Raw genomic sequence first — 12,618 nt, 5'->3', positions numbered from 1 at the left:
ATCGGCCAGGCCATCGCCTGTCACCGACGCGTGATGCGGAACATGGGTGAGTGGTCCGGCTGGGTCGTGACGACGCCGAGCGGAATCACTGGATTTGTCGTATCGGCGAGCTCGACGCGGAACGCGCCGATCAGCCGCGCCAGCGCCAGCACCGATTCGGCCTGCGCGAACGGCGCGCCGACGCAGACGCGCGGCCCCGCGCCAAACGGCAGATAGGCGAAGCGATCGGGCGCCTCCGCCGACATGAAGCGCTTTGGAATGAACGCATTCGGCTGGTCCCACAGCTTCTCGTGCCGGTGCAGCAGCCAGGGCGCGATCATGATGATGTCGCCCTTGCCGATCTCGACGCCGGCCGCGTTGTCCTTCTCGCGCGCCGCTCGCGCGACAAGGAAGGCGGGCGGATAGAGCCGCATCGTCTCCTCGATCACCGCGCGGGTGAATTTCTGCCGGTCGATGTCGGCCATGCTGTCGAGATGCTCGCCGCGGGTCTCGAGCGCCACCTCCTCCTGCGTCTCCGGATCGAGCGCGAGCAGATAGAGCGCCCAGAACAGCGCGGTCGCGGTGGTCTCATGACCGGCGAGGATCATGGTCGCGACCTCGTCGACGAGCTGTTCGTCGGAAAAACCCTTGCCGGTTTCAGGATCGCGCGCGGCGTCCATGAGATCGAACAGGTCGCGCGGCGGCGCGTCCGCCTTCTTGCCTGCGGCGCGCCGCTCGGCGATCAGCGTCGCGACGAACTCGGTCCAGCGCTTGCGGAAACGGGCGCGGGCAAGATCCATCGGGGTCGGCCAGGACACCGGCAGCACCATGTCGAGGAAATAGGGCCGTCCCAGCCGATCGGCATATTCCATGACGAAGTTGCGCAAGGTCGGCCCGTGCCGGTCCATGCCGAACGAGAACATCGTGCGCCCGGCGATCTCCAGCGTCATGCGCTGCATGACCTCGCGCAGATCGACCGGCTCGCTCGTGCGCGTATCGAGCTTGGCGATGGTCTCGTCGAGCACCGCGGTCATGTGCGGAACGAGGTTCGCGGTCGCGCGCGGCGTGAAGGCCGGCGCGAGCGTGCGGCGCTGAAACGTCCAGGAATGGCCTTCCGCAATCAGAAGGCCGTCGCCGAGCACGGGGCGCAGCATGCGGATGCCGGCCGGCGTGCGCGTGTAATTCTCGTAATTGCTGAGCAGCACGTGCCGGATTGCATCCGGCTGGTTCAGGATGAAGCTGTTGCGGAGGAAGAAGCGGCCCTTGATGACCTCTTCCTCATAGGCGCGCTGGCCCCAGGTCGCGATCATGTTGCGCCTGATCACGGCGACCCGGCCGAGGAACGACATGTCGTCGGGCGCACGCGGCGGTGCCGGAGGGACGATGGGCCGACGCACGCTGGCGATATTCATGGCTCCCTCCCGAGAGATATGGCGCAGGTCAATAGCTAGTAAGTCAGCTCGGCAATCGCAATCCTGTTCTCGGCGGCAGGCCAGAGCCGTGCCACAATCCGTTCTTCGCCAAATTGGGCCACGATGTTACGCCCAACCTCGCTGGCGGGAAGACGCAAGGTTGCTGCCGCATCCGTGGGCACGCCCGGCTTGACGTCGGCCGGCTCCTGGCCGTCGAACAGCACCACGTCCCGCGGCAGGCCGAAATAGCCGCGCGGGCGCGACATGATCACGACCGCGCCGGCATCCTTGTCCGCCGGGCCGAGCGGGCGCGCAGGCCTGAGGTGCACGACGTCGGACGAGCGCGGGAAGGGCGAGCGGTAGATGTGCGTCGTCGGCGCCTCCGGCGAGGTCAGGACGAATTCGAGCGACCATGAAGGATCGACCTGCGCCACGCCCCAGCGGCCGTCGGCTCCGGTCTTCGTGCTGTGCACCGCATTGCCATTGCGCTCGCCGGTCTGGGGATCGACGCGGAAGACATCGACGGTTGCGCCCACAACCGGACGATTGGTCGGCGCGCCGCCCGGCGTGCCCGTGACGAGGCCGCTCAGCCTGACGCTCTGCTCCGGCATGATCGCGATCCGCGCCGGCTCGCGTCCCGCGATGAACTTGTAGATCTCGCGGAAGGCGCGCGGGTGGAACGCCACCTCGCGATGGTCGAGCGCGCCGAGCACGAGATTGGTGGCGCCCTTCAGCTCCGGCCCCTCGTTGGTCACATTGGTCGGCGTGCCGGGCTTGCCGATGAAGCGGCCGTCGGCCTGCGCATATTTGTCCATGCCGTCGCTGCGCAAGGTGAGGAAGGCCGTGCCCGGCGTCACCTCGCTCTCGCCCTCGTTCAGGCCGCGCAGGAACGGGCCGCGGCCGTTGAACTCGTTGTTCAGTTGATCGTCGGTTGCGAACACGCCGTGATTGGGAGTGCCGCACAAGACGGCGTGGCTGACATCGCCGGCGCCGCCATTCCTGATGACGTAGCGGATCGCATTGCCACCGCGCGAGCTGCCGACCAGCGCCACGCGAGGAGCGCCAGTCCGGCGCTTCAGGTCTGCGATGGCGGCGGCAAGCTCGCGGCGCTGGTCCTCGGTCGAGGAGCGGCCGGCCTGCTCGACCTTGTCGTCGCTGCGCGCCAGCGGATCGGTGAAATTGATCGCCATCATGCGATCACGCGCGATGCCGTTGGATTCCATCCGCCAAAGCGTCGTCATCCAGAGCGCGTCGTAGTCGCCATTGCCATGGACGAACAGGATCGGCGGCACCTCGACGTTCTGCGCCGCGGGCGCGGTCTGGGCCAGCGCCCCCGTCCGCAAGCTCGCAACCGCGAAAGGCAGGCTGCCCACCCCTTGCAGGATCGTCCGTCGCGACAGCTTCATCTGTTCCTCCCCGGCAAGCCCATCTTTGCACTGCTTATACCGGCCTAACCACTGGACAGCGAAGGACTTTCGCGGGCATCACTGGTCTTGCCGGAATCACCCGAAGACCACTCCAAGCCCACTTCTGCCAGCCCATATGGAAGGGGATATGACCGAGCAGCCGAACCGTCAGAAAATTGCGGCCGACGGCATTACCGCGCCGCTGCGGTACACCGTCTTCCGGCGCATCTGGCTCGCCAGCCTGCTCTCCAATCTCGGCCTCTTGATCCAGGGCGTGGGCGCGGCCTGGGCGATGACGCAGATGGCGGCCTCGGCCGACCAGGTCGCGCTGGTGCAGACCGCCTTGATGCTGCCGATCATGCTGATCTCGATGCCGGCCGGCGCGATCGCCGACATGTACGACCGCCGCATCGTCACCCTGGTCTCGCTCGCGATCGCGCTGACCGGCGCGTCCGCGCTGACGATCCTGGCCGGACTCAAGCTGATTACCCCGGAGACGCTGCTCGCCTTCTGCTTCGTCGTCGGCAGCGGCAACGCGCTGTTCGGGCCGGCCTGGCAATCCTCGGTCAGCGAGCAGGTGCCGCCCGAAGCATTGCCGTCGGCTGTCGCGCTGAACGGCATCAGCTACAACATCGCGCGCAGCTTCGGTCCGGCGGTCGGCGGCGTCATCGTCGCCGCACTCGGCGCGGTGGCTGCCTTTGCCTGCAATGCGATCCTCTATCTGCCGCTGCTGGTGGTGCTGCTGCTGTGGCGGCGCGTGGTCGAACCCTCGCGCCTGCCGCGCGAGAAGCTCAACCGCGCCATGGTGTCCGGCTTCCGCTACATCACCAATTCGCCGCCGATCAAGATCGTGCTGTTGCGCACGCTGGTGATGGGTCTGATCGGCGGCGCCATCATGGCGCTGATGCCGCTGGTCGCGCGCGACCTCCTGCATGGCGGCGCGCAGACCTACGGCATCATGCTCGGCGCGTTCGGCATGGGCGCCGTCGTCGGCGCGCTCAACATCCACGAATTGCGCAAGCGCATGAGCGGCGAGGCCGCGATCCGCGCCTGCACCATCTCGATGGCGTTCGCGATGGCCGCGCTTGCCGTCAGCACCGAGCCGGTGCTGACCGCGGCGGCGCTGGTGCTCGCCGGCGCAGTCTGGATGGCGGCGGTCGCGCTGTTCAACATCGGCGTGCAGCTCTCGGCGCCGCGCTGGGTGGCGGGCCGCTCGCTCGCGGCGTTCCAGGCCTCGATCTCCGGCGGCATCGCGATCGGCGCCTGGGGCTGGGGCCATCTCACCGACTATGCCGGCGTCGAGGTCGCGCTGCTGGTTGCCGCCGGCCTGATGCTGCTCTCGCCGCTGCTCGGGATCTGGCTGACGATGCCGCGGGTCGGCGCCCGCAACGAGGATGCCGACGTGCTGGCCGATCCCGAGGTGAAGCTGTCGATCACCGGCCGCAGCGGACCCTTGGTGGTCGAGATCGAATATCGCGTGTCCCAGGAGAATGCGCGCGCCTTCCACAATGTGATGCAGGATGTGCAACTCTCGAGGCAGCGCAACGGCGCCTATGGCTGGTCGATCGCGCGCGACATCGCCGATCCCGAATTGTGGACCGAGCGCTATCACTGCCCGACCTGGTTCGATTACTTGCGCCAGCGCAACCGCTCGACCCTGTCCGAACGCGCGCTGCATCAGCAGGCGATCGATTTCCACATCGGTCCCGAGCCGGTGCGCGTCCGCCGCATGCTGGAACGGCCGTTCGGCTCGGTACGCTGGAAGGAAGAGACGCCGGACCGCGCGAGCAAGGAAGTGCTGCCGGTGGTCGCGACCGCGGCGGGGAGCAGTACGTAAGCCTCGTCACTGCCCGTGGTCGGTCAGCACCTTGTCGCAGGCCTTGCTGAGGCGGGAGCGGTTCTGCTTGAGACAGACGAGCACGGCACCATCGCCATTGTTCATCACGGCGCGGCAGTGACGGCTGACATCACGCGCGCAGGCATCGTGACCGGGCTGCTGTTGCGCGGATGCAGCCGATGCGCAGAGGAGCAAAGAAACAGTGAAAAGAAATCTGGTCATCGCGTAATGCCTCTACCCGGAAAGAAAGTCGGGCGAAGCTAGTGCGACGATCTCTCAGCCGCAACGGCTTTATTGGCAGCAGACATCTTCGTCGCCGCGTCGCCCCGGCTTGATACCGGGGCGCATCGCGTAGGGAGCTTAGATCGCAACGCTTGCGGCGTTGCAAATTCTCTTAATGACTGTCCTGGGCGTCAGCGACCTTGCGTGAAGCGCCCTTGGCGAGGTCCTTGTCCATCACCGCGCGGCAGCCGGCGCTCAGATCCGAGCGATGCTTCATCATGCACGCGGTGATCTTCGGAATGTTGGGGATTTCCGACGAGCAGAGGCGGAAGGCATCGCCGGTGCACATCTGCTGGGCTTCGGCCGAGAAGGCGAAGCTCGAGGTCGTCGACACGATCGAGACGATGACGGCAAAGCCCAGCGCCAGGCTGGTATCGCGAATCTTGCTACTCAAGGACTGGGCCGAGAAGGACTTGGTCATTTGAAGCTCCCATTGGCACCGCGGACAGCGAGCCCGTTGTTGATGGGAACTACGATGCTCCGCCAAAACAGTTTCCACTGTGATGACGGTCACGGGCAGGCCACCTTCTGTGACATCGGTCACTTTGGCGCACCCCGCTGAAATTCCACCGCGTCCGCTGTCGTGTTGGTGTCACGTTAACTGTTCCTTCGCATTAATGGCTCGTCGCGCGGGGGATTCCGCCGGTTTGGTTGCGTAATTGGAAAGAGTAGCGATGCGTAATGCGTTGGGCCTGATGCTGGCCAGTGTAGTTGCCGCGGTCCTCATCGCCGCCGGCGGTTGGTTTTATTATTCCGCGCGCGCCGACCAGGGCGCTCCCAAGACAGTTGCCGCCCGTGCCGCCGATCCGCTCCCGGCACCGGCGAAGCTCGCCGCCAAGGACGACGTCGAGACCACCGCCACGGTCGCGGCCAAGCCGACCGCATTTGCCCAGGCACCCGCGCCTGCGCCGGCACCGATCATGCCGGTCCAGCCGAAGCAAGCCTGCGCCAATCCGAACGCGCTCGGCGTCTCGCGCGTGGTCGAGATCGACACCACCGGCGGCCCCGGCTTCGGCTTCGATCATTTCAAGCAGTTCGACTTCCTTACCGACAAGGAAGTCGTGCTGACCTTCGATGACGGTCCGTGGCCGGTGAACACGCCCGCGGTGCTGAAGGCGCTCGCGGATGAATGCACCAAGGGCCTGTTCTTCTCGGTCGGCAAGCATGCGACCTATCATCCGGAAATCCTGCGCCAGGTGCTGGCCCAGGGCCACACGGTCGGCACGCACACCTGGTCGCACGTCAATCTGAACGGCAAGAAGATGACCGAGCAGATGGCCAAGGACGAGGTCGAAAAGGGCATCAGCGCGGTGAAATTCGCGCTCGGTGCCAACCCCGCGCCGTTCTTCCGCTTCCCGCAGCTTCAGCACAACCCGGCGATCGTGAGCTATTTCGGCACCCGCAACGTCGCGATGTTCTCGACCGATATCGACTCCTTCGACTTCCGGAAGGGCGCGACGCCGGAGAAGATCATCGAGACGGTGATGACGCGGCTCGACAAGCTCGGCAAGGGCATCATCCTGATGCACGACTTCCAGAAGCACACCGGCGAAGCGATGCCGGCGCTGCTCGCGCGGCTCAAGGCCGGCGGCTACAAGGTCGTGCAGATCAAGGCCAAGACGACGCTTCAGACGCTGCCGGAATACGACGAGGCGCTGATGAAGGACCTGAAGGTGCCGACCGCCAGCACGACCTTGCGTCCGATCTCGAGCGTGGTGCAGACGGTTTCGCAGTAACGAGACCCGTTAGGTCCAAAACTTTTTGCGTCATGGCCGGGCTTGTCCCGGCCATCCACGTTTTTGGACCAAGGCCGAAGACGTGGATGCCCGGGTCAAGCCCGTGCATGACGGCCGTTGTGGCAATCGCCTTACCAATAGATGCCGTGACGATGCAGCTCGCCGATGATGCGGCGCTCGGTCCATTCGCGTTTGTGCTTCGGCTTGCTGGCTTTCGCCAATGTCTTCGGCGCAGGCTGAGTTGTCGTCGGCGCTGAAGCTGTCGTGGTCACGGCCGGAGCGGTTGCCGCAACGGGCGCAGGGGCAGCGGCTGGAGCCGGAGGAGCCGGGATCGCCGGTGGACGGTCGGTATATTTCGGTGTCTCCGCGGCAGGCGCGACTTCGCTCACCTGGGTGGCCGCTGTCGTCGTGATTTGCGAAGCGGAGGTATGGTCCGTCGCCGCGGACATCGACAGGCTGCGGTCGCCGGCATGGGCAGATGCGGAGGCCAGCACCATGGCGGCAACCAGAATGATCTTGCGCATGTGAAATCTCCCCGTGTTTGCGTGACGCGGAGACTAGGAGAGGTTGGGTGCGAGGTTATGTGATAGACGTCACGAAGCTGGCGCCGCACGCGAATGCAGTCGGCAGGTGCCTGATAGCGATCGGGATCTAGGCGCTGGTGCCGCAAGAGGGATTCGAACCCCCGACCCCGTCATTACGAATGACGTGCTCTACCGACTGAGCTATTGCGGCGAACCCTGCCGGAACCTCGGCGATGCCGGTCCCGATACGCGCGCTCCTGATATCGGGCATGGCCCGAATTGGCAAGGAGAAGCGGGAGGCGAAATGCGCCTCACGCGCCCCAGCGGGACCAGAATCCGCGCCAGCCGCCGGCCTGCTCCTTGGCGTGACCCTTGGGCGTGCCGATTTGTTCCGTAAATTCATCGCTCGGACCCTCGTCATCGATCCCGGGATCGTCCGGCGCACGGACGATCGGGATGACGGCCTGGATCGGCGCGGACGCAGGCTTGCCGAGGTCGGCGCGGGTTCGGAACACCGGGGTTGCCGCAACCGGCGATGATTCGGCGGTCTCGGAGGCCGATTTGACCGGTTCGGCGGGCGCGACCGCCGGCTCTTCCTTGGCGGCGACTTCCTTGGGAGCTTCCGTGACGGTTTCCTTGATGGGTTCCTGGACGATCTCCTTGGCCTCGGGAGGCGAATTGTCCTGCGCGGCCGGCGCCGGAGCCGGTGAGATTACGGCCGGTTCCACCGGGGTTTCGGTCGGCGCCACCGTCACCCGCTTCGGGGGCGGGGCGGCCAGCATGGCCTCCTCGAAGGCCGAGGATTCGATCGTGGTGCCCTTGTCGGACGGAAGGCTCGCGACCGGCGTCTGCCACTGGAAGGCATCGAGCCGGCCGGTGACCGGGGAGACCGGACGCCAGCGGTCGCTGACATAACCGTCCGCGGTCCAGGCCGGATCGTGGCGGGCACGTACCGCGCGCAAGGTCCAGGCGCGGGCACGGCCGCTGTCGCCGTGCTCGGCGCGCTCGAGCTCGGCCATCAGCAGCGCCACGCGCTGGGGCGGATCGTTGACGTAAGGCGCCAGCACCTCGCGCGCCCGCGCGAATTCAGACGCATCGATCGCGGCACGCGCGATCGCGAGCTGGCCCTCGACATGGCCCACCTTGTCGGTGGGCGTCTTGGCGGCGAGCGTCTCGACCCGCTGCAAGCGCTGCCGCGCGGAATCGCCGAGCTTCACATGCGCATAGGCGTCGGCGAGATCGGGATGCGGATTGGCGAGCCAGGCGGCCTCGACCAGCTTCATGGAACGGCGCACCTGATGCGCCTCGCTTTCGAATTTCGCGGCAAGAACGGCGGCCGGCACCAAAGTCGGCGCGAGCTTGATCGCCTCCATCACGCTCTCGCGCGCGACGTCGCGGTCCATGGTCTCCAGTTCCAGCGCGCGTGCGGTGAGCAGCACGCCGCGCTGCCGGCGATAGGCCTTCTTGTCGATCAGGCCCGAGGCCAGATTGGAGTCGAGAATCGCGAGCGCGCCGCTCCAGTCGCCGCGCGCGCAGCGGAAGCCGAGCACGGCATGCGAGGCCCAGGTCGAGGACGGCGACAGCTTGATCGCTTCCTCCGCGATCATGACGGCGCCGACCGCATCGTCGGCGCGCTGCGCCTCGATGAACAGGCCGCGCAGGCCGAGCAGGCGCGTATCCTCACGCTCGGCCATGGCGCGGAAGACGCGCTGGGCTTCGTCGCGATTGCCTTCGAGCTGGGCCGACTGCGCGTGCAGCAGCAGCGCCAGCGGATCGTTCGGGGCAAGGCGCCGGGCAGATTCAGCGTGACGGCGCGCGAGCCCGACATCGCCGTGGCCGATCGCGAGCAGTCCGTGGGTGATGGCGTGGCGGCCGCGCGCGTGACGCTTGTCGCGGCTGCGGCGGCGCAGACGTCCAGGCGCGCGCCAGATCATCGTCAAGATGCTCCAGACCAGCACGACGGCCGCGGCGAAGACGCCAAGCAGAAACACGAACCTCGGCAACGTCGTCGAGGCGCGGAAACCGCCTGCGGTCAGGACGAGATCGCCGGGCTGATCGGCAACCCAGGCCGCGCCGGCCGCTGCCAGCGCAATCAGGACAAGGAAGAGGACGATGCGAAGCATGGCGATCCCTATACGCGCTGATTATTGCGCGAACCTTATTGAACAGGCTTGGCGAGATCCGCCATGGCGTCGTCAGCGAATTTGCGGGAGGCAGCGAGCGCGGCGTCGCGCGCATCGGCCTTGTCGAGCCAAGCCTGCGCCGGCGCTCGATCGGCCTCCGCCAGCGTCTTCAGCTCGCGCCGCGCCTCGACGAAATCGTTGCGGAGCGCCGCGGCCGTGACCCGCGCAACGATCGCGCCGCGATCGTTGCCGACCCCGTCGGTGCGCTCGATGCGGACGAGCTTCGACGCTCCGGCCTGGAGACGCTCGACGATGCCGGCACCCGCGGTGGGCGCTTCCGCCGGCGGCGAGAGCTTTGGCACGATATTGAGCAGCTCGCGGCTCAGCGCGACCGGCGTCGGAATGCCGCTCGCTGCGAACGCATCGAGCGGCTTCAGCACGTCGGGCTTGGCTGCGAACGACCGCGCCGCGGCCAATTGCGACTGATAGGGATCGCCGTGACGAACGGCGACGTCGAGCAGGGCCGCTGCCACCACATGACGCAGCGGCTTGTCGTCCATCGACTTGGCGTCGGCGATCTTCTCACCCTGCTGCGCAAGCTCGGCTCTTTCGGTCCTGCTGGCGCGCTCGAGTTGCGCGATGCGGTCGTTGAGAGCGGCAAGATCGGACGCGGCAACGCTTGGTGCAGATTTCGCGTCATTCAGAGAGCTCGCGGTCTTGTCGGACTGCGTGCGCAGATTGGCGATGTCGCTGCGCAAAGAGCTTGCGGATTTTTCCAGCGCGTCGATCCGCGCCGCCATAGCGGGATCGGCGGCGGGCCTGCCCGCCTTGGCTTCGACCGCGGCGACGCGGCCGCTGAGTGCATCGACGGTCGCGCTCGTCACTTGCGGCGCGGCAGGCGGCGCCTGCACAGCGGGCCAGCCCAGCAGCCAGCCGACCGCGATCACGAGCGCGGCGGCGACGGCGCCGGAGAACGGCGCAACGACCCAGGGCGAAATCGGCGCTGAGGCGGCGGGAGCCGACGCGACCGCGGCCTGCTCCTCGACGTGCTCCGGCTCAGCAGCGGCCGGCTCGGCTGTTGCCTGCTCGGGCTCGGCGTGCTCCGGCGCCGGCGGAGCGTCAGGCTCACTCGCCGTCTCCTGCGGCTGGGTCGAGACGTCAGTCGCCTCGAGGTCGATGGTCGGCGGGGTGCGCTTGGCACGGCCGGACTCGGGGGCCAATCCTGTATCTTCAGGCTTGTCGTCGGCCATCGTGACGGTTCCTCACACTTCCATACCAGAGCGGACCCGATTGCGTCGGATTCGGCCCGACCTCTTACGCCAAACGGGTCCTCAAAGCACGCTCCAAGGTATCAAATAAGGCATTTTCGTCCGGGGTTGCGGCCACCAGAACCTGCGACGCACCGGCTTCGCGCAGCACGGCGGCCACGTTCTCGGACAGGCAGCATTGCGGGATCGCCAGCGCCGAAATTTCAACGCCTTCGTCCCGCGCCGCATCCAGGAAGGCCCGCGCGCTGCGCCGGGAGTAATGCAGCACCGCCTCGATCCCTTGAGCAGCGAATCCGTCGCAGACATCGCGCGGAAGAATTTTGACCGGCGCCATGCGATAGGTCGTCTGCGTCACGACGCTGAATCCTTCGGCGCCGAGCTCGCCGCCGAGATCGCGCGACAGATCCGCACCGGCGAGATAAAGCAGCGTGGTTTTTGTCGTCAGCAGCTTCTCGCGCGCGCTCTGCATCACCTTGTCGCGCAAGGAAGCGGCATCGCCGCCGGCTACGATCACATTCGTGAAGCCGGTCTCGCGCGCAACCGCGGCCGTATGCTCGCCGACCGCAAACAGCGGCAGCTCCAAAAGCCCGAGATCCCGTAACTGCGGCGCCACGGCACGGATCGCATTGGCGGACGTCACGATGATGGCGCCGTAGCCCGTCTCGCTCTCGTCATGGAAAGCGACCGGTTCGAACTTGAGCACCGGCGCGAGCAACACCGCATGCCCCCGCGCGCGCAAATTGTCCGCGGTCGCCTCATTGTCAGGATGCGGCCGTGTGACAAGAATGGACATCGCTGGTGTTCCCGGGCACGACGCATTGACGAGGACGGCTGAGCGTGACGATTGCGCAAGCCGACCCCGGAATGCTACCGCGTTACCAGAACTCTGCTTTCCGGATGAGCGCAAGGGCGCAAATTGGGTAACAATTCGCCAATGCTGGTATTGGGCATCGAAACCACCTGCGACGAGACCGCCGCGGCGGTGATCGAGCGCGCGCCTGATGGGCGCGGCAGGATCCTGTCCAACATCGTGCGGTCGCAGGTCGAGGAACACGCCCGCTTCGGCGGCGTGGTGCCGGAGATCGCCGCACGCGCCCATGTCGACCTGCTCGACGGCATCATCGACCGCGCCATGAGCGAGGCCGGCATCGGCTTTACTCGGCTCGACGGCGTCGCGGCGGCCGCGGGACCTGGCCTGATCGGGGGCGTCATCGTCGGGCTCACCACCGCGAAGGCGATCGCGATGGTGCACGACACGCCGCTGGTTGCGGTGAATCATCTCGAGGCGCATGCGCTGACGCCGCGCCTCACCGATGGGATCGAATTTCCCTACTGCCTCTTTCTCGCCTCCGGCGGTCATACCCAGATCGTCGCGGTCACCGGCGTCGGCCAATATGTGCGGCTCGGCACCACCGTCGACGACGCGATCGGCGAGGCCTTCGACAAGGTCGCGAAGATGTTGGGTCTGCCTTATCCCGGCGGACCGCAGGTCGAGCGCGCCGCCGCAAGCGGCGATGCCACGCGCTTTGCGTTCCCGCGGCCGATGCAGGGACGCCCCGATGCCAATTTCTCGCTGTCGGGATTGAAGACGGCGGTGCGCACCGAGGCGAGCCGGCTGGCTGAGATCACGCCGCAGGATATCAGCGATCTCTGCGCCAGCTTCCAGGCCGCCGTGCTCGATTCGACCGCCGACCGATTGAGCGTCGGCCTGAAGTTGTTCCGCGAGCAGTTCGGCGCGCCGCGCGCGCTCGTGGCGGCCGGCGGTGTCGCCGCCAATCAGGCGATCCGCGGCGCGCTGGATGACGTCGCGCGGCAGGCCGGAACGCAGCTGATCATGCCGCCGCCCGCGCTCTGCACCGACAACGGCGCGATGATCGCCTGGGCCGGCGCCGAACGCCTCGCGCTCGGCTTGACCGACACGATGGAGGCGCAGCCGCGCGCGCGCTGGCTGCTCGACGCCAACGCGACGGCGCCGGCGGGTTACAGCAAGACGCGGGCGGGATACTGAATGGTATGGTGTCGCCAAGAGCTCAGCTTCACCTCGCCCCGCG

Annotated in this window: 11 protein-coding genes and 1 tRNA gene; 3 read left to right on the top strand and 9 right to left on the bottom strand. The window is 66.9% G+C overall.

What is annotated here, in order from left to right:
* Window positions 1–20 precede the first annotated feature (20 nt).
* Window positions 21–1,391 carry a cytochrome P450 gene (locus WN72_RS01460; protein ID WP_092211548.1) on the bottom strand — a complete coding sequence of 457 codons (1,371 nt, stop codon included), beginning with the start codon at window positions 1,389–1,391 and terminating at the stop codon, window positions 21–23.
* A gap of 35 nt (window positions 1,392–1,426) precedes the next feature.
* Window positions 1,427–2,797, bottom strand: coding sequence for a hydrolase (locus tag WN72_RS01455; RefSeq protein ID WP_027561762.1), 1,371 nt, complete (start codon window positions 2,795–2,797; stop codon window positions 1,427–1,429).
* Between the two features lie 148 nt (window positions 2,798–2,945).
* Between WN72_RS01455 and WN72_RS01450 the strand changes: the two genes are divergently transcribed.
* Window positions 2,946–4,634, top strand: coding sequence for an MFS transporter (locus tag WN72_RS01450; RefSeq protein WP_027561761.1), 1,689 nt, complete (start codon window positions 2,946–2,948; stop codon window positions 4,632–4,634).
* A gap of 6 nt (window positions 4,635–4,640) precedes the next feature.
* On the opposite strand, the gene WN72_RS01445 is transcribed toward WN72_RS01450, so the two are convergent.
* Both WN72_RS01445 and WN72_RS01440 read right to left on the bottom strand, forming a co-directional pair.
* The gene (locus tag WN72_RS01445; RefSeq protein ID WP_092211550.1) at window positions 4,641–4,856 is read right to left on the bottom strand and encodes a hypothetical protein; all 216 of its coding nucleotides are present in this window, start codon (window positions 4,854–4,856) and stop codon (window positions 4,641–4,643) included.
* A 172-nt stretch (window positions 4,857–5,028) separates the two neighbouring features.
* Window positions 5,029–5,337, bottom strand: a complete 309-nt coding sequence (locus WN72_RS01440; protein ID WP_092211552.1) for a hypothetical protein — start codon at window positions 5,335–5,337, stop codon at window positions 5,029–5,031.
* Between the two features lie 253 nt (window positions 5,338–5,590).
* Here WN72_RS01440 and WN72_RS01435 point away from each other — a divergent pair, with 253 nt between their 5' ends.
* Window positions 5,591–6,652 (top strand): polysaccharide deacetylase family protein, encoded by a 1,062-nt coding sequence (locus tag WN72_RS01435; RefSeq protein WP_092211554.1) that lies wholly within the window; start codon window positions 5,591–5,593, stop codon window positions 6,650–6,652.
* A 131-nt stretch (window positions 6,653–6,783) separates the two neighbouring features.
* On the opposite strand, the gene WN72_RS01430 is transcribed toward WN72_RS01435, so the two are convergent.
* The 5 genes from WN72_RS01430 to WN72_RS01410 all read right to left on the bottom strand — a co-directional run bounded on the left by WN72_RS01430 (window position 6,784) and on the right by WN72_RS01410 (window position 11,360).
* Entirely contained in the window at window positions 6,784–7,176 is a 393-nt protein-coding gene (locus WN72_RS01430) for a hypothetical protein (RefSeq protein WP_092211555.1), read from the bottom strand.
* A gap of 135 nt (window positions 7,177–7,311) precedes the next feature.
* Window positions 7,312–7,387, bottom strand: a tRNA-Thr gene (locus WN72_RS01425).
* 100 nt (window positions 7,388–7,487) lie between these two features.
* Window positions 7,488–9,299 carry a heme biosynthesis HemY N-terminal domain-containing protein gene (locus WN72_RS01420; RefSeq protein WP_092211557.1) on the bottom strand — a complete coding sequence of 604 codons (1,812 nt, stop codon included), beginning with the start codon at window positions 9,297–9,299 and terminating at the stop codon, window positions 7,488–7,490.
* 35 nt (window positions 9,300–9,334) lie between these two features.
* On the bottom strand, window positions 9,335–10,549 hold the full coding sequence (locus tag WN72_RS01415; RefSeq protein WP_092211558.1) for a COG4223 family protein: 1,215 nt from the start codon (window positions 10,547–10,549) through the stop codon (window positions 9,335–9,337).
* A 64-nt stretch (window positions 10,550–10,613) separates the two neighbouring features.
* Entirely contained in the window at window positions 10,614–11,360 is a 747-nt protein-coding gene (locus tag WN72_RS01410) for a uroporphyrinogen-III synthase (RefSeq protein ID WP_092211559.1), read from the bottom strand.
* A 141-nt stretch (window positions 11,361–11,501) separates the two neighbouring features.
* On the opposite strand from WN72_RS01410, the gene tsaD reads away from it, so the two are divergent.
* The gene (tsaD, locus tag WN72_RS01405) at window positions 11,502–12,575 is read left to right on the top strand and encodes a tRNA (adenosine(37)-N6)-threonylcarbamoyltransferase complex transferase subunit TsaD (RefSeq protein WP_027561753.1); all 1,074 of its coding nucleotides are present in this window, start codon (window positions 11,502–11,504) and stop codon (window positions 12,573–12,575) included.
* The last annotated feature ends 43 nt before the right edge of the window (window positions 12,576–12,618 follow it).

It is taken from the genome of Bradyrhizobium arachidis (genome assembly GCF_015291705.1).
GTDB lineage: Bacteria > Pseudomonadota > Alphaproteobacteria > Rhizobiales > Xanthobacteraceae > Bradyrhizobium > Bradyrhizobium arachidis.
Note: the sequence above shows the minus strand (reverse complement) of the source record. Positions and strands in the feature narration are given on the sequence as shown.